This window comes from Marinomonas transparens (assembly GCF_016463975.1).
GTDB classification, from domain to species: Bacteria; Pseudomonadota; Gammaproteobacteria; order Pseudomonadales; family Marinomonadaceae; genus Marinomonas; species Marinomonas transparens.
In genome coordinates this window covers 245,603-266,455 of the sequence record NZ_JAEMNX010000002.1, presented here as the reverse complement: position 1 = coordinate 266,455, position 20,853 = coordinate 245,603, and the positions used below count along the sequence as shown (strand labels likewise).

The following is a 20,853-nucleotide window of genomic DNA, read 5'->3' as shown; positions in this document are numbered from 1 at the left end:
GTTCGTTATTTTGTGAGGTTTCTCATATACTGGAAGAGTTTTCACGCTTAGTTCTTTTACTAAGTATCATATCGGCTTAAGTGGATAAACCTTTTGCAATCTATCGTTTCTTTAACAATATCAGATCTTTGGATTGAGCGTGGAGATAGAGACCTGTGCAAAGGACTTTTTTTTGAGCTCAAATCAGGGCAAGTGATGCGTGTTTTGGGTGAGAATGGCGCAGGGAAAAGTTCTTTGTTGAAGGTGATTGCCGGTGTTATAGCGCCATTAGAAGGGCAGATCCAATATGCTGGGCAAGATGTAACCCATGATAGAAAAATTTTACAGCAAGATGCTATCTATATTGGCCACTCAGCTGGAATTAAAAGTGTTTTGACGGTTGAAGAAAATTTACGCCGTTATTATCCAAGTGCTTCGGCAGACGAATTGGAAGCGGTTTTAGATAATCTGAGTATCCTTGATTTGGCCGATACACCGGCTAAAAAATTGTCAGCGGGTCAGACGCGTCGAGTTGCGCTTGCTCGCCTCTGGTTGAGTAAAAAAAACGTATGGTTATTGGATGAGCCTTTTGCTGCTCTGGATATAAAAGGTATTGCTTTATTAGAAAGTCATATTGAGCAACATGTCCTCGCTGGTGGTTTAGTTATGCTCACCACGCATCAAGATCTGCACTCCATTCAATCTTATGATTTGGTGTTGTCTCCATGACGTATTTTTCTTATTTCAAAGCGGAATTTCTCGTTTTGTTAAGGCGTAAACAGGACGTTATTAATGCTCTGCTATTTTTTATTACAGTGATTGTGTTGTTTCCATTAGGCGTCAGCCCTTCGCCAATTTTTTTGGCGCCTGCTGCGGGTGGTATTATTTGGTGTGCCTTGGTTTTAGCCATCTTGATGGCCATCGAAAGTATGTTTAAAGAAGATTATAACGATGGTTCTTTGGAACAGTTGGTGGTGAGTGGCTTATCCCTACCTTTGTTAGTATTGCTTAAAATTTTAGTACTATGGAGTGTAATCGTCATCCCTCTATTACTGATGCTACCCTTATTAAGTGCAATGCTATATTTGCCTGAGGGCAGTTTTTGGGTGTTGGTGGCGACTTTATTAGTTGGGTCACCTAGTTTGTTTTTGATCGGTGCGATTGGTTCTGCACTGACTGTGTCTTTGAAGCAGGGAGCTATGTTGATGCTGTTAGTTATTTTACCTTTTTATTTGCCAGTGGTGGTTTTTGCTACGGGAGCGATTAAAGCGGCTCAAGAAGGGCTGCCGTATTCGGGGCTACTGGCTATGTTATTAGCGATCTCTTTATTGTCTTTGGTGTTATCTCCGGTGATGACAGCGATTTCTGTTAAAGCGAGTGTGAACTGATGAGCTGGGCATGGTTTCATAAGTTGGGTTCACCAAGGTGGTTCTTCCTGTGGACAAAGTCTTGGGCGCTGCCTTTGTTCTGTTTAGGTATGGTTTGCTTACTGCTTGGTTTAGTCTGGGGGTTGGCTTTTGCTCCTACTGATTATCAGCAGGGTAACAGCTATCGTATTATTTATATTCATGTTCCCGCCGCTTTGTTGGCACAGTCCTGTTATTTATCATTAGGCATTGCTGGTTTCGTGTTTCTTGTTTGGCGAATGAAAATGGCCCCTATCTTTATTAATGCTGTGGCCCCGATTGGTGCTGTGATGGCACTTATGGCTTTAGTGTCCGGGGCTATTTGGGGTAAGCCTACTTGGGGTACTTGGTGGGTATGGGATGCACGTTTAACTTCTGTATTGGTTTTGTTCTTACTCTATATGGGGATCATTGCCATTCAAAATACCTTAGAAGATATAGTGCTTGCCGATAAAGCTGCTGCGCTTATTAGTGTGCTGGGTTTGATTAATTTGCCTATCATTAAATATTCGGTGGAATGGTGGAATACGCTACATCAAGCAGCGACTTTTACCTTGACCGAGAAGCCTGCAATGCCCGTGGAAATGTGGATGCCTTTGCTTATTTCAGTGATCGGCTTGTACCTCGTCGTAGCAGGTTTAGCGTTATGGCGTATGCAGTCATATATTCTTGAACGAGAGCACAGGGCAAGTTGGGTAAAACAGGAGGTAGTTGGAGATGGCCTTTGATAGTTTAGCGGACTTTTTTACCATGGGAACTCATGGCCTTTATGTGTGGTCTACGTATGGTTTTAGTTTATCTGCCTTGCTTATTCTCATCTTGAATACACTAGGGAAGCGTCGCAAGATACGCGACCAATTATGTAAACGTTTTTTGCGGGATCAAAACGCCTAATGCACCCAGTAAGAAAGAAGCGCATGCTGACGATTATTATCATTGTCACTATTTTAGGAATGGCAGTTGGTTTGATTATGTATGCGCTGCAACAAAATATTAACCTGTTTTATTCACCTTCCCAGATTGCACAAGGCGACGTCCCCATTAATACCAATATTCGTGCCGGTGGTATGGTGGTGGCGGGCAGTGTTGCTCGCGATCTTGCAACTTTATCTGTTTCTTTCCTGGTGACCGATTTTCAACATCAGGTTCGTATCCAATACAAAGGCATATTGCCGGATTTATTTCGTGAAGGGCAGGGTATTGTGGCGCAAGGAAAGCTTAATAGGAATGGTGTTTTTGAGGCTTTCCAAGTACTTGCCAAACACGATGAAAAATATATGCCGCCTGAGGTGACGGAGGCGTTAAAAAACGCGAAAGTCGGCGCTTCGCAAGGTGATGTGTCAGTTCAATCTACTTATTAGCTTTTAGGCTGTTTATGTTTCCGGAAATTGGTCATTTTTCATTGATATTGTCGCTCTTCTTTGCTTTTTTCTTGGCGGTAGTGCCGTTGATTGGTTATTGGGCTGGCAATCGTTTTTTATTGGAAGCGGCACGGCCGCTCACTTTTCTCATGTCATTTTGGGTTTTTCTCGGTTTCATGATTCTCAGCTTTGCCTTTTTGAGCGATGACTTTTCCGTGTTGTACGTTAGCCAGAATTCAAACAGCCAATTACCAATTTGGTATAAATTCAGTGCTGTGTGGGGCGGACATGAGGGCTCTTTATTACTCTGGGCATTGATTTTGTCTGCTTGGAGTTCTGCGGTTGCTTTTAAAGTACGGACCTTGCCTGAAGACACTGGACCTGTTGTATTGGCTATATTAGGTGTCGTGAGTACTGGCTTTCTGTCATTTTTAATTTTTACCTCTTCTCCTTTTGTGCGCTTATTACCTGACACGCCAGTGGATGGTGGGGATTTAAATCCTTTGTTACAGGATTTCGGATTGATTGTTCACCCTCCCATGCTGTATATGGGCTATGTGGGCTTTTCTGTTGCTTTTGCTTTTGCTATTGCCGCGTTAATTACAGGCAATCTAAATGCTTCTTGGGCGCGTTGGGCTAGGCCTTGGACGGCTTTTTCTTGGGCGTTTCTTACTCTAGGTATTACTCTTGGCAGTTGGTGGGCTTATTACGAGTTAGGTTGGGGTGGCTGGTGGTTTTGGGATCCTGTTGAGAATGCCTCTTTTATGCCTTGGCTCGCGGGAACCGCTTTACTTCATTCCTTGGCAGTGACCGAAAAGCGAGGTGTGTTTAAAAGCTGGACAGTGCTATTGGCGATTTTTACCTTTAGTCTTTCTTTGCTAGGGACTTTTCTAGTTCGCTCTGGTGTGCTCACCTCGGTACATGCTTTTGCCTCTGACCCTACGCGGGGCATTTTCATCTTGGCATTGTTGATTCTTCTGGTGGGAGGGAGCTTATTGCTTTACGCCGTTCGAGCAGGCCAAGTTCGGTCTAATGTATCCTTTGGTGCGACAGGGCGAGAAGCTTGGCTGCTGTTGAATAATATTTTGTTAACAGTATTAACTCTGACGGTGTTGCTCGGGACTTTATACCCATTGATTTTTGATGCTTTAGGACTGGGGAAAATATCAGTAGGGGCGCCTTATTTTAATAGTGTGTTCACGCCGATTGCTTTATTGCTGATGGTTTTTATGGCAGTCGGTCCTTTGTCTAAATGGCACAATACAAAGTTAAAGGTATTACTGGTTTCGTGTTTAGTATCTTTATTCCTAGCTGTTTTTGTTTCTGGTGTCTTGGTTTATTTATATGAGTTTACTGTTCTTGCTTGGTTAAGTTTGGCGGTTGTTTTTTGGGTTGTGTGCCTGTCGTTTACGGATTGGTTTAATAAAGTATCGGCAGGGACAAAAGGTATTATTCCCCGTGCTCGACAGTTACCACGAAACTACTACGGTATGTTGCTTGCCCATCTTGGCATGGCTGTTACCTTAGTCGGGATTTTATTGGTGAGTGTGAACAGCAAGGAATCTATGTTGCGAATGTCACCGGGGGATAAGGCAAATATTGCAGGTTATGAGTTTCAGTTTGACGGTTTGAGTCATGTAAAAGGGCCAAATTATATTGCGGATAAAGGTCAATTTATTGCTTATAAAAACGGTCATCAGGTAGCCGTCTTGCACCCAGAAAAGCGTTTATTTAACGCTCGTCAGCAGGTGATGACCGAAGCGGCATTGGATGCTGGCTTTACTCGTGATTTGTATGTCTCCCTTGGTGAGAAGTTGGAGGGCGATGCTTGGGGAGTGCGCATTTATGTGAAGTCATTTGTACGTTGGATATGGTTAGGCGGATTAATGATGATGGCTGGTGGCTTATTGGCAGCATTAGATAAGCGCTATCGTAGAAAAGCGGGAGTTTAATTATGCGAAAATTGTTATTTTTTATACCGCTTGCTGCCTTTTCAATTTTAGGCGTACTCTTTTTTCTTCAGCTGGGCAAGGATAGTCAATATATGCCTTCAGCCTTGATTGGAAAAACAGTACCAGATTTCAATTTGGTTTCCTTATTAAGCGATGAGATTTTAACTCAGGAAGATTTACCTAATGGGCCTTTTTTGATCAACTTCTGGGGGACTTGGTGTCCAGCTTGTCATATCGAACATCCTTATCTTATGGCGCTGGCCCAGTCTGGTATTACTCTAGTTGGTATTGACTACAAAGATGAAAAAGCCCCTGCACAACGCTGGTTAGTGGAAAAAGGTAATCCGTATCAAATGGTATTAATGGATGAAATGGGGCGTTTTGGCATCGATATGGGAGTAACAGGAGCGCCCGAAACCTTTGTGGTAAATCGCTCAGGCATCATTGTTTACCGTCATCAGGGGGAGATTAATGAGCAGAGCTGGCAGCAACTAAAAGGTTATTTAAAATGATCTCTTTCAGATTGCTCGTGTTGTGTTTGTTATTGAATTTGTCTTCTTTCGCGTGGGCGGAAGAAGTGATGAGTTTTAGCTCCGACCTGAATCAAATTCGCTACCAAAGCTTGGTGAATGAGTTACGTTGCCCTAAATGTCAAAATCAAAATCTTGCGGATTCCGGCTCAGGGATCGCAGTTGACCTGCGTGAGCAGGTTCATCAGATGATTGAAGATGGCAAATCCGACCAAGAGATTGTGGATTACATGGTGGCCCGATATGGTGAGTTTGTTTTATATCGTCCACAACATTCCTCCGCGACTTTTTTGCTTTGGTATGGTCCCTTCATATTATTGGCAATCGGATTCACTATTTTTGTTAGCGTAATCGTACGGAATAGAAAGCGTCGAAATGGAGCGAGGTTATGATTATCGCCTACCTGGTTATGGCGGCTATGCTGATAGGAAGCATTTTCTATCTGTATCGTTCTGTTGCAGGTCATAGCCATAGTAAAAATGACGCTGTGGCTTTTTCTAGAGTGCGTCGCGCAGAAATAGCGGAAGAAGTAGAGGAAGGTCGTCTTACTGCAATAGAGTCTTCACAACTATTATTAGATGTTGATGCTGAAGTGAGCTCGCAGGGTATTGTTAAAAAACGTTTTCTTCAATCTAATATTAGGTTGGCTAGATGGCTTTTACTTAGCCTAGTTAGTGTCGTGACGTTAGGTAGCGTGAGTCTCTATGAACGGCTGGGTTATGCTAAAGAGGTCGCTTTTACACAAGATTTACAAGCAAAAGCTCTTACGCCTGCGCGAATCAGTGATTTCCTGCAATATCGTAGTCGTCGTTATGACAGAGTTGAAGATTGGTATTATGAAGCAACCGATTTTATGAGTGCGGGTCGATATAAGGAAGCCGTGTCAGCCTTTGCTAAGGCGCTCAAAAAGTTGCCCCTTGATGCGAATAATAGGGCAAGTCTACAAGCTGAATACGCGCAAGCGATTTTTTACGCTAATGACAATAAAAGTTCTGCTGAAATGCGTACCGTGGTGGACGAAATATTAGCAAAGGTACCAAATCAGGCGACCGCCTTGGGGTTAAAGGGCGTGGATGAGTTTAGCCAGAAAAACTATCTAGCGGCTCTATTGGCTTGGCAAGAAGCGATACGTTACAACGCTGATTCGACGGAGCGTATTGCTCTATTGTCTGGAATTGAACGAGCTCGCGAGGCAGGGAATATTGATTATCAGCAAGTCCCTGCGGTTATTACTAATCAGTTGTTGGTGAGAATCGTCTGGGATCCTAAAAATATTCAATGGCAATCTAATGATGTATTGCTCGTGTATGCTGTGGAGCAAGGAAAAAAAATGCCAGTAGCCATTCAGCGGATTTTTCCTACAGATCTTAAGCAACCTATTTTGCTGACAAACTTGGATGCTTTGATGCCGACAAAAACGTTGGGAGAAACTGAAAGAGTGGATCTTATTGTTAGACTGGCAAATATTAATGACCAAGATTTGACAAAAGGTCGAATTATAGGGGCAAAGCGTGGTTTACTTACAAATCGTAAAGAGATTTTAATAATCAAAGTGGCCTTATAATTGAAACCTATGCTGCTTCGTTTAATAATAGCCTCTAATTTATTGATGCAACTCGGAAATATTTAATGGAATTTAGCTTGCGTGAGTGGCTAATCTTGATTGGTGTCGTGATTATTGTCGTGATCCTGATTGATGGCTTTCGTCGATATAAAAAAACACAGCTGCTTGCTCAAGCAGATGATGACTTCGTTGATCCTGATGAACTTGTTAACGAGACGGTTCTGTCTAGTAGTGACCCTAGTCCTGTCGTTAAGGACAAATCAGCTGAGTCGATTGACCCGATTTCGGATGCTTTTGAAAATGCGCGTAAAACGGCGAAAGGGCCGCTTGCCGATTTACCTCATAAGGTGGATTCAGGCCCAGCTCTGGATCGGGGCGAAGAAATGCACCTTGATGAGTTAGCATCTTTGGTGCCTGGAAGAGATTTTGGCGATTCTGCTGTGTCTGATCAAAACTATTCTGATCATGGTTTTTATGAATATGAAGAGTTGGATTTAGGTGTTGAAGCTTCTGTTGATGAAGAAGATGACAATGATGATGAGGCAGACCTTAATGTTCATCACGATGATACAGATTATGAACGTAGCTATTCAAGTGTCGATATAGATCAAGTCACCCCGCAAGGCATTCTGTTAGAAGATTCTGATGAGGATGAAGAGGAGGAGGAACTGTCAGAAATAGAAGAAGTGATTGTTATCAATATTTTTGCTCCAGAAGGCCAGTCTTTTCCGGGAATGGAGTTACTTCAGCTAATTTTGAATTGCGGTATGCGCTACGGGGATATGGATATTTTCCATCGCCATGAAGATGGCTTTGATCGCGGTCGTGTACAATTTAGCATGGCGAATGCTATTGAGCCGGGTACCTTTGATTTAGATACCATGGGCGAGCAGGACTGCCCTGGGGTGAGCTTTTTTATGGGCTTGCCGGGACCGAAAAATAGCATGAAAGCGTTCGACTTTATGCTAGAAACCTCACAAACCTTAGTGCGTAACCTAGGTGGAGAATTACGTGATGAGCGCCGTAGTCCTATGAGTGATCAGACCATAGCCCATTGTCGTCAACGCATACGAGATTTTGAACGCCGTCGTTTAACGAAACGTAAACCTCCCAATGACGAATGATCAAACTATGATTGATTAAAAACAGGGCCCTTAGGGGCCTTGATTGTTTTAGGCAAAAAATTCCGAGTTTTATATATGAGCCAAGATACAAACATGACGCATCAGCAAATGCTGGACTTGATTCAGCAACTTAATGATTACAGCTATGCCTATCATGTAAAAGATGACCCAATAGTGCCAGATGCTGAATACGATCGTAGCTATCGGGCTTTACAAGCCGTCGAAGCAGAGCACCCAGATTGGATTCAATCCGATTCACCGACTCAACGCGTTGGTGAAAAGCCAGATAATGGCTTTGCTAATGTCGCTCATACTGTTCCTATGTTGTCACTGGATAACGCATTTGATGATGACTCCTTATCTGATTTTGATCAGCGTATTCGCAAACTGCTGAATGCAGAAATTATCACCTATTGCTGCGAACCTAAACTAGATGGCTTGGCGATTAGCCTGCGCTATGAAGAGGGGCGTTTAGTCAGAGGTGTGACGCGTGGTGATGGCTTATCTGGCGAAGACATTACCTCGAACATCAAAACGCTTTATTCAGTTCCTTTGAGGCTTCGTACTGACAATCCGCCTGCAGTGGTGGAGGTGCGTGGTGAAATTTATATGCCAAAAGACGGTTTTGAAAAGTTGAATGCTTTGGCGGTAGAGCGCGGCGAAAAAGTTTTTGTGAATCCACGTAATGCGGCGGCAGGTAGCTTGCGTCAACTGGACCCCAAAATTACTGCTTCGCGCCCATTGGTCATGTGTGCTTACTCGATTGGCTATGTAGAAGATTGGCGTCAACCTGCAAGCCATTATGATGGCCTGATGCAACTGAGCGAATGGGGTTTTCGTGTTAACGACCTTATGACAAGAGTGGAGGGGGCGAGTGGCTGTATTGAATATTATGAAATGCTTAATGAAAAGCGGTCAGGTTTGTCCTATGACATTGATGGCATCGTTTATAAAGTAGATCAAATTGCTTTACAAAATCAGCTCGGATTTATCGCTCGAGCGCCCCGTTGGGCGATTGCTAGGAAATTCCCTGCCCAAGAAGAAATGACTCGTGTTCTAGGTATTGATTTTCAAGTGGGACGAACCGGAGCCATCACCCCTGTTGCTCGTTTAGAGCCTGTTTTTGTGGGAGGTGCTACGGTATCCAATGCCACCTTGCATAACAAAGATGAAATTGCTCGCTTGGGGGTTCAGGTGAATGACTATGTGGTGATACGTCGTGCAGGCGATGTGATTCCAAAAGTGGTTCAGGTATTGCTAGAAAAACGTCCTGATAATGCCTCTGAGGTGGCTTTTCCTGAAGCTTGCCCTGTGTGTGGTTCTGATGTCGAACAGGTTGAAGGCGAAGCCATAATACGTTGTACTGGCGGCCTAGTATGCGGTGCCCAGTTAAAAGAGTCCTTGAAGCATTTTGTTTCTCGTAAAGCTTTGGATATTGATGGTTTAGGGGACAAACTCATTGAGCAGTTAGTAGACCAAGAAATTGTTAAAACGCCAGTTGATATCTTTACCTTATCTGAGAAGAAAGACACCTTGTTAGCCATGGAACGCATGGGGCAGAAATCTGTCGATAATTTGCTCGCTTCCATTGAAACGGCAAAAGCGACGCAATTTAATCGTTTTATTTATTCCCTCGGCATTCGTGAAGTCGGTGAAGCCACAGCTCGAGCGCTAACCAATTACTTTACTGAGCTTGATGAGCTGCTGGTTGCTGATCAAGAGTCCTTGGTTGAAGTTGATGATGTGGGCCCTATTGTTGCTCAGCACGTCAGATTATTCTTTGATCAACAGGCCAATATCGACACGATTCGAGGGTTATTAGCGGCCGGTGTTGCTTGGGAGAAAAAACAACAGGCCTCGTCTGATGAGCTGCCTTTATCTGGCAAAACCTATGTGGTGACAGGGTCTTTGAATCAATTTAGTCGAGATCAAGTCAAAGATAAGCTACAAGCGCTAGGGGCCAAGGTGAGTGGCTCGGTTTCAGCCAAGACAGATTGTCTGGTTGCAGGTGAAAAAGCCGGTTCTAAGCTAACAAAAGCACAATCACTTAATATCCCAATCATTGATGAGGCTGGCGTGATCGCTTTGCTTCACCAACATGGAGCGCTCTAGTTGGATACATTAATTCCTTATGAGTCATTGGCCCCTGAGACCTTAGCAAGCATTTTGGATGACATTGTTTCGCGTGATGGCACGGACTATGGTGAGTATGATTTGTCGGCGCAGCAAAAGCGTGATCAGGCGTTAGAGGCATTAAAACGACAGGAAGCGGTGCTATTATTTGATACAGAAAGCGAAACTGTCAAGATGGTACCAAAAGAGACACTACAAAATTATGACCTCATTTGAGGTCATAATTTTTAGCGTTTTTATTTCGATTCGTCAGTACAGTCACGTACACAATGATTGATATTGTGGTCCATAACCAAGGCGGGTTCTTGCTCGGTATTGTGCCCGACGACTTTAGCAGGTACTCCGGCTACCGTGGTGTGGTGCTCAACAGCCTCTAGCACGACACTCCCCGCCCCAATTTTTGCCCCTTCTCCAACTTCTATATTGCCTAAGATTTTTGCTCCTGCACCGATGAGTACCCCAGAACGGATTTTGGGATGACGGTCGCCATGCTCTTTTCCTGTACCGCCTAGGGTGACAGATTGCAAAATAGAGACATTATCTTCGATCACACAGGTTTCACCGACGACAAGCCCTGTAGCATGATCTAACATGACCCCACAGCCTATTGTTGCGGCAGGGTGAATGTCGACACTGAATACCATCGACATTTGCCCCTGTAGATAAAGCGCTAAACTTTTTCTATTGTTTTTCCACAGCCAGTTTGCCACGCGATAGGTTTGCAGGGCGTGGAAACCTTTGAAGAATAGCAAAGGGGTCGTTAGGGTATCGCAAGCCGCATCCCTTTCCTTGATCGCCAAAATATCGTTTTCGATGCATCTGACAATGCCGGAGTGTGTGTCTGCCATGGCTTCTTCAAATACTTCTCTTAACACCATGGCTGGAATGGAAATGCTATCTAATTTACTGGCAAGCAGAAAACTTAAGGCCGAACACAAAGAGTCATGACGTAAAATTGTTGTATTAAAGTAACTAGCTAGAATAGGTTCATCCAGCGCTAGCTTGGTCGCTTCAGCCTGTAAAGAGGGCCATAAGTTGCCAGAAGTCATGACTTTGTACATTGTGTTACTCAAGAGTTATTTACCTATGTTGATTCACGTCTAGAATGTAGGTTATAGGGTTAGCACTAAACAATACAAGGGGGAAGGGACATATTCCCCAATAAAGATGGAGACAGTATGAGTAAAAAGAATGTTGCCGATGCGTTAAATGTTTTTTATGAATTAAAAGCAGCTTTTTCGAATGCTTATTGGGAAACCAATGACATTAATCAGAAAGACCGTTTTTTTGCAATGAAAGCTATGTTGCAAGATGAGTTAGACGAGTTACATAAACTGAGCGTTCAAGATCATAACTATCCTTATGAGCCAATTAACCCAATCGTACAGCAATTAAACGATAAGCTTAGGGAGTTGTTGCCTACCTTGAATCAAGTTGTCTATCGCCCACAGACGTTGAATCACCTTACTGAGCTGATTCCTGACGCCTGCGAGTTATTTGCTTCTTAGTACCGTGTCGAGCTAATTAATCTGATAAAAATGAAAATTGTAGACAATCAATTTGTCTGACTGCGCTTCAGGTCGCGAATAATAAAGCGGCTAGGGTGCAGTTTATTACTGATTTCTTGCTCTAAAGGCGACGGTGTATTGGTGATTAAGCTGGCAATATGGCAGCCGCTTAAGGGGGTTGAAATTAGCCCTCTTGAACCATGACCAATATTGATATAAAGGTTGTTTATAGACTCTGCAATAGAGCTTGATTGCCATTTTGCATTCTTGCTGAGGGCTGAATAGCTTTGCTTATACAGTTTTTCAGACTGAACTGGCCCAACAATGGGGGTATAGTCTGGAACCGCACAGCGAAAAGAAACACGACCACCGCATTCTTCACTGTTGAAACTGTCTTTGGGTAGTTCTAATAGTCGCTCTAAAATAGCCAAATTTCTTTTTTGGCCTTCGCCGCGTATGTTTGTATCTTTATCCTTTAAATCATAAGTGGCACCAAAGTGCAGCAGGCCATCTATCGCTGGGGATACATACCCTACTTCACACAATACCTTGTTTATATGAAGCTTTTCTAAAGGTTCTGCATTTTTTTCGCAAGCTTTAGCGGCTTTGTTGATATCAAGAAAAGACACTTGTCCGCGAATAGGGTAAGCGGGAGTGTTGGGGGCTGAATCAAGCTCTTTCGTATCGTTAGCGGTGCAAAGTACTACATGAGAGAAGTTGTGTTCTTGCTCACCTGTTTTCGCTTTCCAGCCTATAACTCTTGTTGAGTCACCGATGTGGATAGGTGATAGTGAATCAAGGCGTGTGTTCAGTTGAAGTTGAATTAGCTCATGAGATAATAAGGTGCCGCATAGTTTACCGGGTATCACCCAGCCAGAGAGAGGCAGTAATAGGCTGTTTTGTTTTTCTTCACAGGCTTGCAATATAGCTTCTGGATAGAGTCCAGTGTTCAAGAGTTTTTGAAAACGTTCGGCTTCTTTTGGGTTTTTAGGGATTTGTATGAGTCCGCATTGATCCCAGAAATTCTTATCTTGGTCTAGCTTGCAGTAGAGACGAGTGGCGTAGAGATAAGCTGATAAGTAAAATCGATTGACTGGTGTGTCTTGAGCGGCCAGTTTGGGATACAGCATACCTTGCGGGTTGCCTGATGCCGCGCAAGCAATATGATTGCCTTGCTCCCACACTGTCACCTTAATACCTTGCTTGGCGAGAGAATAAGCTGTGTTTGCTCCTGCTAATCCAGAGCCTACGACTAATACGTTTTTAGCTTCTAGGGGCTGTTCAGGTCTAAGGTTAAACCAAGCTTGTCCTTGGGACATGCGCTCAGCTAGTGGTGCTGCCTGTTGGCTTAATTGTCCCACCACCATTTCTCTTTTTTGTCCAAAGCCTTTCACTTTGTGAGCATCGAAGCCGACATTTTTTAACCCTCTACGGACGATGCCTGCGGCGGTGAAGGTCGAAAAAGTAGTACCTGTGTGACTGAGTCGATGGATATGTTGGAATAGGGTGTCAGTCCACATTTCAGGGTTTTTACTGGGCGCAAAGCCATCAAGAAACCAAGCATCAATATCTGCATTTAAGGCGCTGAACCCGTCTTCTGCTTCACCAAACCACAAGGTGAGCTGAATTCGACCTTGTTCGAGCTCAATGCGATGAAAACCATGGCAAACTTCTGGATAAGCTTCGATCAGTGCTTGACTAAAGTGGCTCAGAGAAGGCCACATCCGCAGGGCTGTTGTTAGCATTTCTTTTGTAAGAGGGTATTTTTCCACGGAAATGAAATGCAGCTGTTGGTCAGCTGTTGCCGTGGCGATAAAGGCCTGCCATGCACACAGAAAGTTTAATCCTGTTCCAAAGCCTGTTTCAGCAATCACAAAAGCTTTTTGATCGAGGGAGGCCCAGCGTTCAAAGAGGTTATTGTGCTGTAGAAAAACATAACGCGTTTCTTCTAATCCAGACTCTTTATCAAAATAGACATCATCGAACTGTTTGGAGTGGGGAGCGCCGTCGTCCCCCCAATCAAGTTTAGGGGGAGTCAGTTGGTAACTAGTTAACACGTGTGATGCTCTTAATAACGATGGGCGTTGTTGGTACATTTTGATAAGGGCCAACGCTAGAAGTATCAACCGCAGAGATATCGTCAACTATGTCCATGCTGGAAATGACTTTGCCAAAAACCGTATAACCAGCGCCACCGCGAGCACCGTGGTTCAAAAAGTTATTATCGACTTGGTTTATAAAGAATTGTGACGTGGCACTGTTGGGATCTTGGGTACGAGCCATGGCAAGGGTGCCGCGATTATTGTGTAAGCCATTGTTGCCTTCGTAGGCGACTGCTTTGTGAGTTGTTTTGCGCTCTAGGTCTTTGGTGAAACCGCCGCCTTGGACCATGAAGCCACGAATAACACGGTGGAAGATGGTGTTGTCATAAAAACCTTCGTCGGCATACCGTAGGAAGTTCGCGACTGTGTTAGGCGCGGCTTTCTCATCTAAGTCGACTCGTATTTTGCCTTGGCTAGTTAAAATATCTACTTCAATGGCGTTTACTGATGAACAAAAAGCCAGAAGGGCAAGGCTGCTAATAATATATTTACGCATTGTGCTACTTTCCTTATTGAATGAATGCCCCAATAGTATGAGGTGTGTCATAAGCTGCCAAGACGTTTTGTTAATTTACTGGAGAAAAAACGGATGCGAACTGCTGTTGTAGAGATTGAATATTGTACTTTATGTCGTTGGATGTTGCGCGCCGCTTGGTTGTCTCAAGAGTTACTGACTACCTTTGATGACGACATAAAAAGTGTGACCCTGATACCTACTCAAGGAGGTATTTTCAAGGTTAGGGTCAATAGTGAAGAAATTTGGTGCCGTAAAAAAGAAGAGGGCTTCCCAGAAGCTAAGGTGCTGAAGCAGCGTATGAGAGACGTCATAGACCCTGAAAGAGATTTGGGTCACTCCGATGTGAAGCTTTAATAAAAAAGCGCGATTTACAAAAGGGTAAAGCGCACTTTCTAGAAAGCTGCGTTTAAAAAGCTTATTTCGGAAAAACTTGTTTGAAAGGGTTTACCGAGACTTTCTGGTAAACACCGGCTTCTACATAAGGATCGGCATCGGCCCAGGCTTGTGCTTCCTCAAGGGATGGAAATTCAGCTACGACAACACTGCCAGTAAAGCCTGCGTCACCTGGATTATCTGAATCAATGGCTGGGTTTGGGCCAGCTAATACCAATCGCCCAGCATCTTGTAATGCTTGCAGACGTGCTAAATGAGCGGGGCGGGCTTGTTGACGAGCAGTCAGGCTGTTTTCAACGTCTTTGCCTATGATGGAATAGAGCATGAGTTACCCCTTATTTTGCAAATGCGAGGAAAGGTAAATTCCCTGTAATAGAATAAAGACCACTGTCATGCCGAGCAAACCGAAAAGCTTAAAGTCTACCCAGATTTCTTCACTGTAAGTGAAAGCAACGTACAAGTTAGTAAGGCCTGAAACAATAAAGAAGCCAACCCAAGCTAGGTTGAGGGTTCGCCAAACTTTGAAAGGTAATTCGAGTTTGTCGCCCATCATGCGTTGAATGATGTTTCTCTCACCAATAAATTGGCTACCAAAAAAGACGATAGCAAATAAGCCATTCACAATCGTTGGTTTCCATTTTATAAAATCCCCATCTCCCATCAGAACGGTTGCACCACCCAAGAGAATAATAAGTATCAGAGAAACAAGGTGCATTTTTTCTACTTTTTTATACTTTAGCCAAGTGTAACCGACTTGAAGAATAGCAGCGGGAATTAATACCGCAGTAGCAAGAATGATATCGCCGGTCATTTTGTAGACCACGAAGAAGATAACAATAGGAAGAAAGTCGAACAGTATTTTCATATAAAAACCCAGTGAATGTATACTAAGATGTATGTATGCTGGCCTAATGATAACTACCATTTGTTTTAAAGAACAGCCTATCTATGCCTGAAGCCGCGCAATATCGTAAAGTTGATTTACATACACATTCTACGCGTTCTGATGGCCGTCTTTCGCCGACTGAATTGGTTGACCTTGCGGTTGAACAAGGCGTTTCTCTGTTTGCCCTTACTGATCATGATACGCTAGATGGTATTCCAGAGGCTCGGCAGCGTGCTGAGGGGCATAATTTAAGTTATTTAAACGGTGTTGAATTATCGACCCAATGGCAAGGGATTCCCCTGCATATGGTGGCGTTAGGCTTTGAAGATAATAATCCTGAGTTGTTGTCTGTTGTTGCTTCTAATCAGGCCACCCGTCTTGAACGGGGACGCCGTATTGCTGATTTGTTAGTAAAGCAAGGCTTGCCAGACCTGTTTGATGAGGCGTTGGCTTTAGCTGGAGACAGCCAGCTAGGTCGACCGCATTTTGCTAATTTATTAATAGAAAAAGGCTTGGTAAAAGACGCTAATAAAGCCTTTGATCGTTATTTAGGTAATAAGCGTTTAGGTCAGCTTCGAGATGTATGGCCAGATTTAGAAGACGTTTTAGGAACACTAGCGGGTCAAAATATGGAATTGATTTTGGCTCACCCTAAGCGTTACCCGCTGACCGTAACAAAATTAAAGCGTTTGTTAGGGGATTTTAAAAAGTGGGGCGGAACGGCAATAGAGGTGGTGTCTGGTAATGAGCGTCCAGATCATGTGCGCTTGCTAGAACGTTTGTCACTTGAGTTTGGATTGAAGGCATCGGCGGGCAGTGATTATCACGGTCCTTTTGGTCCTTGGACGCAGGTGGGGAAATTCACACAAATTCATGAGAGTGAAGTGAATTTGGTTTGGTCGTCTTGCCAATAGCACTTTTCTTTTATTATTTATGAATGCTGGAGTAGATATTGAGTCAGTTTTTCCAGATACACACAGAAAACCCACAAGCCCGTTTGGTGAAACAAGCGGCGCAGGTGATTCGTAATGGTGGCGTTATCGCTTATCCGACAGATTGTGGTTACTCACTTGGTTGTCATTTGGGTGATAAAGCGGCACTGGAAAGAATTAGAGCGATTCGTCGTTTAGATGATAAACATAATTTTACCTTGGTATGTCGAGATTTGTCTGAAATCTCTACCTATGCTCGCTTTGATAATGGCCTGTACAGGCTGTTAAAGAATAATACTCCGGGCCCTTACACCTTTATTTTTCATGCAACATCAGAAGTGCCGCGACGTTTATTGCACCCAAAGCGTAAAACCATCGGTATACGCGTGCCAAATAGTCGTATCGTATCTGCGTTGTTAGAAGAGTTGGGAGAGCCCATTATGAGTGTTTCTTTGATTTTGCCAGGAGACACTGACCCAATGACAGATCCTTATGATATTCGCGATACTTTGGAACATGCGCTAGATTTGGTTATTGATGGCGGCTTTTGTGGAATGGAACCCACTACAGTGGTGAAAATGGATTCGGATAAAGTGGAAGTTTTACGTATTGGTGCAGGAGACCCTACACCATTTGAATAATTGTTTGATATTCCGCTGTCAAGGTCCCCTATGTGGGCCTATAATGTTCCAACATATGTATTTTAAACACTGGGTTGCTGAGAAGCATTCCCTCTAAGAGGTTCGTAATGGACGAGAAGTTACAAAAAGTATTAGCGCGAGCTGGGCAGGGTTCACGTCGTGAGATGGAAACTCGTATTCGTGAAGGTCGCGTATTAGTTAATGGTGAAGTTGCAACGTTGGGAGACCGTGTTAGTTTAACCGATACGATTGAAATTGATGGTTATGCCATTACCGTCACGGAAGCTGGCGAAGGCCGCCGAGTGATTATCTACAATAAACCAGAAGGTGAAGTTTGCACTCGTAAAGACCCTGAAGGTCGCCCTACGGTTTTTGATCGATTGCCTAAACTACGCGGCGAGCGTTGGATTGCAGTTGGTCGCTTGGATATCAATACTTCTGGTTTACTGCTTTTTACCACGGATGGCGAATTAGCTAATCGTTTGATGCATCCATCTACTGAAATAGATCGTGAGTATCTTGTGCGAGTGATGGGGGAAGTGACAGAGGAAAATACAGAAGCCCTTAAGAAAGGCGTGGTAATGGATGATGGTATTGCCAAGTTCACCGATATTGTTGATGGTGGTGGTGAAGGCATTAACCGTTGGTTCTATGTATGTCTAATGGAAGGGCGTAATCGTGAGGTTCGTCGTCTTTGGGAATCTCAAGGTGTGAAAGTAAACCGCTTGAAACGTGTTCGTTTTGGCCCTGTTTTCTTGCCTTCTAAAGCGAAAGTGGGCCGTTGGGTTGAAATGGAAGACACTGAGGTGAATTCTCTTTGTGCCATGGTTGACCTTAAAGTTGCTGCCATAAAACCTAGAACCCAGCAGCAAAAATTAGAGGTGAAGCGTCATAAGAATAAAGCCACTGCCGGTGGTGCACGTCGTGGCGCGAATAAAGGCTTTGATTGGCAGAGTAGTGACAAGCAAGAATTTAAACCTAAAAAACCAGGTAAAAGATCATTTCGATAGACCAGAAATCGATTAGGAGTCGTAAACGCATGTTTCGCTGGATAATGCTATTAGTGGTTATTTTAATCGTCGCTTTTTTTGTATATGTAAGTGTTCACAATAAGCAGCCAAATGATCTTGGTTTGACTGACGGTCTTTTTAAGCCTTGTCCAACTTCTCCTAATTGCGTTTCTAGTCAAGCAGAAAAAGATGATCTGGAGCACTATATAGCGCCAATTATCTACCATGGCGCGCGAAAAGAGATTCAATTATCCATTGAGTCTTATATGCTGGGCAAAGGTAACGCTAGGGTTGTGACTAGCTCACTGGGTTATGTTCATTTTGCTGTTAAAAGTAAGATTATTGGCTATATTGATGATGTTGAATTTTATCTTCCTGAAGCCGACAGTGTCGTACATGTTCGATCCGCTTCACGGGTAGGCTATTCTGATATGGGCGTAAACCGTGAACGGGTTAGACAAGTCCGAGATCTTCTAGTAGATTAATTGTTAAGTGTATTGTTTTATAAGTAATTAGGTCTAAAAATAACAAGGGCGAGGATTAGCCATGACTATGGATGACAACCAGACAATTCTAATTGTTGAGGATGATGAGCGTTTAGCTTTGCTAACTCAAGAATATTTACAGAAAAACGGCTTTACCGTAGAAGTAGAACCTGATGGTCGTAAAGCGATTTCTCGTATTGTGGCTGAGCAACCTTCTCTGGTTATTCTTGATCTGATGCTGCCGGGTGCCGATGGTTTTACCGTATGTCGCAGTGTTCGTAACGATTACAAGGGGCCGATCCTTATGTTGACGGCTCGTAGTGATGATGTTGATCAGATTTTAGGTTTGGAAATTGGTGCGGATGATTATGTGTCTAAGCCTGCTAAACCTCGTGTATTGTTAGCGCGTGTCCAATCTCTTCTACGTCGTAGTACGCAAGATGTCGATTTATCTGCAGCGGCTTTGTCAAAAGAAGAGCAAAACTTAACTTTTGGCCCATTAACCATAGATAACTCTCGTCGTGAAGCTTGGTTGTTGGAAGAAGAAGTTGAATTAACCAGTGCAGAATTTGACCTGCTTTGGTTATTGGCGAGTAATGCAGGTCGTATTTTGAGCCGAGAAGAAATTTTTGGTGAGTTACGTGGTATTGAATACGATGGTCAAGATCGCTCTGTCGATGTCAGAATCTCTCGTATCCGTTCCAAAATAGGGGATGACCCAATTCATCCTCGCCGAATTAAAACTATTCGTAGTAAAGGTTATTTGTTCGTTAAAGAGGTTTAGCGGCCTTGATGCGAGCAGATATGTGGCGACTGTATCGGCACCTTGTTTTAGGGGGGCTGATTATAGTCGCATGCTGTTATGGTGTTATGGAGTTTACGCAAGAACGTTTTGGTTCAGTGAGAACTGAGCAGCTCTTGTGTGTTGATGCCGAGGTAAGTGCAGCCCTGTTACTCTCTGGTACGAGCCAGCAATTATCTGACTCTCAATTTGCTTGGTCTTCAGCGAATAACATCTTACCTATTTCCCAAATTCCAGCCATTATTGCTCAAAAACAATGGTTGCGAATGCCTGATGGTAATTATCAACTGACACTAGGCGACTCTCGTCAGCCCCTATTGGTGGGTAAAGCATCACACGTTAGTGTTTTGTTTAGGTTAGAATCCCTGTTAAAAACCCTACTGACGTCTTCTAAGTTGTCTCGTTCAGAAAAAATGCAGTTAATTACTGCCATGCCATGTCTTTCCTCTTCCCATGTGACTACTACGGTTTCAGAAGCCTTAACAGGTGTTACCCTAGTCCATAGTACCTATAGTGAGTATGGTTTTTTATGGCGAGATGAAGTTGAGGGTGGGGCACTTTATTTATCGGTTGCCCATGATGATCATTCTTCTTTAACTTTAATTGTTGTCGCTATTGTTGGCTTAGCTATTGCCATTATGCTGATATTAATTTGGCGTGAATTAGTGTCGTTAGATTTGAAGCGAAAAACCTTTGAGAGTATTACTCGTCAAATAGCTCGAGGCCGAAGTGGCTTACCTAAAGGGATCCCTGATAGTAGTGGTACACTAAAAGAACTTGCTTATTCATTTGATTCTATGTCTTCGCATATTGAGCGCTTATTAAAGGTTCAGCGTGAGATGATTAATGCCATTTCTCATGAGTTAAGAACCCCAATTGCTCGTTTACGTTTTGGCCTAGAAGTGATGAAGGACGAAGTGGATGAAGTAGCAGCTTCAACGATAGAAGCGTTAGAAGGTGATGTTGAAGAGCTGAATACTTTAGTCGATGAAGTGCTTACTTATGGTAAGTTAGAAGAAGGTTCACTAGCGCTTAATTTCAAAAGTATTAGTGTGGCTGAATTGGTCGCGAGTATTCTGCAACACAATAACCCTTTACTTCAGCACCTGACTGTTGAGGTAAATATCAGTGCCGACGAAATGGTATTAGCAGATGAGCATCATTTGAGCCGAGCTCTACAGAATTTGATTTTAAATGCAGCTAAATATGCTGCGAGTAAGATTACCGTTACTTTTTCCCATGACCCTGAACGTTGGCAACTGGACATTGAGGATGATGGTCCGGGTATTGCCTTTGAAGATAGAGACAAAGTTTTTATTCCTTTTCAAAGGCTGGATAATAGCCGCACCCGAGCATCAGGTGGCTATGGTTTAGGGCTAGCGATTGTTCAACGCATTGCTTTTTGGCATGGTGGTGCCGTATTAATTGATGCAAGTGAATCGGGTGGGGCAAAATTTAGCTTGATTTGGTCACGTAACCAGCATCAGAGCTCTTTGTCCTGATGCTGATGTTTAGCTAACAAATCTTT

General features: G+C 43.5%; 25 protein-coding genes. 20 read left to right on the top strand and 5 right to left on the bottom strand.

Annotated elements, in window-relative coordinates:
• Nucleotides 1-93: 93 nt before the first annotated feature.
• From ccmA to I8J31_RS03625, 12 genes are all read left to right on the top strand, one after another.
• On the top strand, nucleotides 94-708 hold the full coding sequence (gene ccmA, locus I8J31_RS03680) for a cytochrome c biogenesis heme-transporting ATPase CcmA (RefSeq protein ID WP_199466940.1): 615 nt from the start codon (nucleotides 94-96) through the stop codon (nucleotides 706-708).
• A complete protein-coding gene (gene ccmB / locus I8J31_RS03675) occupies nucleotides 705-1,367 on the top strand; it encodes a heme exporter protein CcmB (RefSeq protein ID WP_199466939.1) in 663 nt (220 codons plus the stop codon). Before ccmA ends, ccmB begins: the two co-directional genes overlap by 4 nt.
• On the top strand, nucleotides 1,367-2,113 hold the full coding sequence (locus I8J31_RS03670; protein WP_199466938.1) for a heme ABC transporter permease: 747 nt from the start codon (nucleotides 1,367-1,369) through the stop codon (nucleotides 2,111-2,113). The genes ccmB and I8J31_RS03670 overlap by 1 nt, the downstream gene beginning before the upstream one ends.
• A complete protein-coding gene (gene ccmD / locus I8J31_RS03665; RefSeq protein ID WP_199466937.1) occupies nucleotides 2,103-2,279 on the top strand; it encodes a heme exporter protein CcmD in 177 nt (58 codons plus the stop codon). Before I8J31_RS03670 ends, ccmD begins: the two co-directional genes overlap by 11 nt.
• Nucleotides 2,279-2,746, top strand: a complete 468-nt coding sequence (gene ccmE, locus I8J31_RS03660; RefSeq protein ID WP_199466936.1) for a cytochrome c maturation protein CcmE — start codon at nucleotides 2,279-2,281, stop codon at nucleotides 2,744-2,746. The genes ccmD and ccmE overlap by 1 nt, the downstream gene beginning before the upstream one ends.
• 14 nt (nucleotides 2,747-2,760) lie before the next feature.
• Nucleotides 2,761-4,698, top strand: a complete 1,938-nt coding sequence (locus I8J31_RS03655; protein WP_199466935.1) for a heme lyase CcmF/NrfE family subunit — start codon at nucleotides 2,761-2,763, stop codon at nucleotides 4,696-4,698.
• Nucleotides 4,699-4,700: 2 nt separating this feature from the next.
• A complete protein-coding gene (locus tag I8J31_RS03650) occupies nucleotides 4,701-5,210 on the top strand; it encodes a DsbE family thiol:disulfide interchange protein (protein WP_199466934.1) in 510 nt (169 codons plus the stop codon).
• Nucleotides 5,207-5,620 carry a cytochrome c-type biogenesis protein gene (locus I8J31_RS03645; protein ID WP_199466933.1) on the top strand — a complete coding sequence of 138 codons (414 nt, stop codon included), beginning with the start codon at nucleotides 5,207-5,209 and terminating at the stop codon, nucleotides 5,618-5,620. Before I8J31_RS03650 ends, I8J31_RS03645 begins: the two co-directional genes overlap by 4 nt.
• Nucleotides 5,617-6,792 (top strand): tetratricopeptide repeat protein, encoded by a 1,176-nt coding sequence (locus tag I8J31_RS03640; protein WP_233402566.1) that lies wholly within the window; start codon nucleotides 5,617-5,619, stop codon nucleotides 6,790-6,792. The genes I8J31_RS03645 and I8J31_RS03640 overlap by 4 nt, the downstream gene beginning before the upstream one ends.
• 65 nt (nucleotides 6,793-6,857) lie before the next feature.
• On the top strand, nucleotides 6,858-7,916 hold the full coding sequence (gene zipA / locus I8J31_RS03635; RefSeq protein WP_199466932.1) for a cell division protein ZipA: 1,059 nt from the start codon (nucleotides 6,858-6,860) through the stop codon (nucleotides 7,914-7,916).
• Between the two features lie 75 nt (nucleotides 7,917-7,991).
• On the top strand, nucleotides 7,992-10,028 hold the full coding sequence (gene ligA / locus I8J31_RS03630; RefSeq protein ID WP_233402565.1) for an NAD-dependent DNA ligase LigA: 2,037 nt from the start codon (nucleotides 7,992-7,994) through the stop codon (nucleotides 10,026-10,028).
• Nucleotides 10,029-10,265: a YheU family protein gene (locus tag I8J31_RS03625; protein ID WP_199466931.1), complete on the top strand. Its 237-nt coding sequence runs from the start codon at nucleotides 10,029-10,031 to the stop codon at nucleotides 10,263-10,265.
• Between the two features lie 20 nt (nucleotides 10,266-10,285).
• On the opposite strand, the gene cysE is transcribed toward I8J31_RS03625, so the two are convergent.
• The gene (cysE, locus tag I8J31_RS03620) at nucleotides 10,286-11,110 is read right to left on the bottom strand and encodes a serine O-acetyltransferase (RefSeq protein WP_233402587.1); all 825 of its coding nucleotides are present in this window, start codon (nucleotides 11,108-11,110) and stop codon (nucleotides 10,286-10,288) included.
• 117 nt (nucleotides 11,111-11,227) lie between these two features.
• Between cysE and I8J31_RS03615 the strand changes: the two genes are divergently transcribed.
• Nucleotides 11,228-11,557 carry a hypothetical protein gene (locus tag I8J31_RS03615; protein ID WP_199466930.1) on the top strand — a complete coding sequence of 110 codons (330 nt, stop codon included), beginning with the start codon at nucleotides 11,228-11,230 and terminating at the stop codon, nucleotides 11,555-11,557.
• A gap of 47 nt (nucleotides 11,558-11,604) precedes the next feature.
• Here I8J31_RS03615 and mnmC read toward each other — a convergent pair whose 3' ends face one another.
• Both mnmC and I8J31_RS03605 read right to left on the bottom strand, forming a co-directional pair.
• Entirely contained in the window at nucleotides 11,605-13,614 is a 2,010-nt protein-coding gene (mnmC, locus tag I8J31_RS03610) for a bifunctional tRNA (5-methylaminomethyl-2-thiouridine)(34)-methyltransferase MnmC2/FAD-dependent 5-carboxymethylaminomethyl-2-thiouridine(34) oxidoreductase MnmC1 (protein WP_199466929.1), read from the bottom strand.
• The gene (locus tag I8J31_RS03605; RefSeq protein ID WP_199466928.1) at nucleotides 13,604-14,155 is read right to left on the bottom strand and encodes a peptidylprolyl isomerase; all 552 of its coding nucleotides are present in this window, start codon (nucleotides 14,153-14,155) and stop codon (nucleotides 13,604-13,606) included. Before I8J31_RS03605 ends, mnmC begins: the two co-directional genes overlap by 11 nt.
• Before the next feature lie 93 nt (nucleotides 14,156-14,248).
• Here I8J31_RS03605 and I8J31_RS03600 point away from each other — a divergent pair, with 93 nt between their 5' ends.
• On the top strand, nucleotides 14,249-14,530 hold the full coding sequence (locus I8J31_RS03600; RefSeq protein WP_199466927.1) for an Rdx family protein: 282 nt from the start codon (nucleotides 14,249-14,251) through the stop codon (nucleotides 14,528-14,530).
• A gap of 61 nt (nucleotides 14,531-14,591) precedes the next feature.
• Here the strand turns inward: I8J31_RS03600 and I8J31_RS03595 are convergent, their stop codons facing one another.
• Together I8J31_RS03595 and I8J31_RS03590 are read right to left on the bottom strand one after the other, a co-directional pair.
• Entirely contained in the window at nucleotides 14,592-14,894 is a 303-nt protein-coding gene (locus tag I8J31_RS03595; protein WP_199466926.1) for a YciI family protein, read from the bottom strand.
• Nucleotides 14,895-14,897: 3 nt separating this feature from the next.
• The gene (locus tag I8J31_RS03590) at nucleotides 14,898-15,434 is read right to left on the bottom strand and encodes a septation protein A (protein ID WP_199466925.1); all 537 of its coding nucleotides are present in this window, start codon (nucleotides 15,432-15,434) and stop codon (nucleotides 14,898-14,900) included.
• Between the two features lie 83 nt (nucleotides 15,435-15,517).
• Between I8J31_RS03590 and I8J31_RS03585 the strand changes: the two genes are divergently transcribed.
• From I8J31_RS03585 to I8J31_RS03560, 6 genes are all read left to right on the top strand, one after another.
• Nucleotides 15,518-16,369, top strand: coding sequence for a PHP domain-containing protein (locus tag I8J31_RS03585; protein ID WP_199466924.1), 852 nt, complete (start codon nucleotides 15,518-15,520; stop codon nucleotides 16,367-16,369).
• 38 nt (nucleotides 16,370-16,407) lie between these two features.
• Entirely contained in the window at nucleotides 16,408-17,028 is a 621-nt protein-coding gene (locus tag I8J31_RS03580) for an L-threonylcarbamoyladenylate synthase (RefSeq protein ID WP_199466923.1), read from the top strand.
• 107 nt (nucleotides 17,029-17,135) lie between these two features.
• The gene (gene rluB / locus I8J31_RS03575; RefSeq protein WP_199466922.1) at nucleotides 17,136-18,038 is read left to right on the top strand and encodes a 23S rRNA pseudouridine(2605) synthase RluB; all 903 of its coding nucleotides are present in this window, start codon (nucleotides 17,136-17,138) and stop codon (nucleotides 18,036-18,038) included.
• A gap of 29 nt (nucleotides 18,039-18,067) precedes the next feature.
• Nucleotides 18,068-18,523, top strand: a complete 456-nt coding sequence (locus I8J31_RS03570; protein WP_199466921.1) for a DUF1499 domain-containing protein — start codon at nucleotides 18,068-18,070, stop codon at nucleotides 18,521-18,523.
• Nucleotides 18,524-18,584: 61 nt separating this feature from the next.
• Nucleotides 18,585-19,307 carry a response regulator gene (locus I8J31_RS03565; protein WP_199466920.1) on the top strand — a complete coding sequence of 241 codons (723 nt, stop codon included), beginning with the start codon at nucleotides 18,585-18,587 and terminating at the stop codon, nucleotides 19,305-19,307.
• Nucleotides 19,308-19,315: 8 nt separating this feature from the next.
• Complete coding sequence (locus I8J31_RS03560; protein WP_199466919.1) at nucleotides 19,316-20,827, top strand: ATP-binding protein; 1,512 nt, start codon at nucleotides 19,316-19,318, stop codon at nucleotides 20,825-20,827.
• Nucleotides 20,828-20,853: the final 26 nt, after the last annotated feature.

Bases quoted from the DNA above. Each gene is read 5' to 3' on its own strand.
- ccmB (WP_199466939.1), top strand. From the start codon at position 705: ATGACGTATTTTTCTTATTTCAAAGCGGAATTTCTCGTTTTGTTAAGG.
- I8J31_RS03670 (WP_199466938.1), top strand. From the start codon at position 1,367: ATGAGCTGGGCATGGTTTCATAAGTTGGGTTCACCAAGGTGGTTCTTC.
- ccmD (WP_199466937.1), top strand. From the start codon at position 2,103: ATGGCCTTTGATAGTTTAGCGGACTTTTTTACCATGGGAACTCATGGC.
- ccmE (WP_199466936.1), top strand. From the start codon at position 2,279: ATGCACCCAGTAAGAAAGAAGCGCATGCTGACGATTATTATCATTGTC.
- I8J31_RS03655 (WP_199466935.1), top strand. From the start codon at position 2,761: ATGTTTCCGGAAATTGGTCATTTTTCATTGATATTGTCGCTCTTCTTT.
- I8J31_RS03650 (WP_199466934.1), top strand. From the start codon at position 4,701: ATGCGAAAATTGTTATTTTTTATACCGCTTGCTGCCTTTTCAATTTTA.
- I8J31_RS03645 (WP_199466933.1), top strand. From the start codon at position 5,207: ATGATCTCTTTCAGATTGCTCGTGTTGTGTTTGTTATTGAATTTGTCT.
- I8J31_RS03640 (WP_233402566.1), top strand. From the start codon at position 5,617: ATGATTATCGCCTACCTGGTTATGGCGGCTATGCTGATAGGAAGCATT.
- zipA (WP_199466932.1), top strand. From the start codon at position 6,858: ATGGAATTTAGCTTGCGTGAGTGGCTAATCTTGATTGGTGTCGTGATT.
- ligA (WP_233402565.1), top strand. From the start codon at position 7,992: ATGAGCCAAGATACAAACATGACGCATCAGCAAATGCTGGACTTGATT.
- cysE (WP_233402587.1), bottom strand. From the start codon at position 11,110: ATGTACAAAGTCATGACTTCTGGCAACTTATGGCCCTCTTTACAGGCT.
- I8J31_RS03615 (WP_199466930.1), top strand. From the start codon at position 11,228: ATGAGTAAAAAGAATGTTGCCGATGCGTTAAATGTTTTTTATGAATTA.
- I8J31_RS03605 (WP_199466928.1), bottom strand. From the start codon at position 14,155: ATGCGTAAATATATTATTAGCAGCCTTGCCCTTCTGGCTTTTTGTTCA.
- I8J31_RS03600 (WP_199466927.1), top strand. From the start codon at position 14,249: ATGCGAACTGCTGTTGTAGAGATTGAATATTGTACTTTATGTCGTTGG.
- I8J31_RS03595 (WP_199466926.1), bottom strand. From the start codon at position 14,894: ATGCTCTATTCCATCATAGGCAAAGACGTTGAAAACAGCCTGACTGCT.
- I8J31_RS03590 (WP_199466925.1), bottom strand. From the start codon at position 15,434: ATGAAAATACTGTTCGACTTTCTTCCTATTGTTATCTTCTTCGTGGTC.
- I8J31_RS03585 (WP_199466924.1), top strand. From the start codon at position 15,518: ATGCCTGAAGCCGCGCAATATCGTAAAGTTGATTTACATACACATTCT.
- rluB (WP_199466922.1), top strand. From the start codon at position 17,136: ATGGACGAGAAGTTACAAAAAGTATTAGCGCGAGCTGGGCAGGGTTCA.
- I8J31_RS03570 (WP_199466921.1), top strand. From the start codon at position 18,068: ATGTTTCGCTGGATAATGCTATTAGTGGTTATTTTAATCGTCGCTTTT.
- I8J31_RS03565 (WP_199466920.1), top strand. From the start codon at position 18,585: ATGACTATGGATGACAACCAGACAATTCTAATTGTTGAGGATGATGAG.
- I8J31_RS03560 (WP_199466919.1), top strand. From the start codon at position 19,316: ATGCGAGCAGATATGTGGCGACTGTATCGGCACCTTGTTTTAGGGGGG.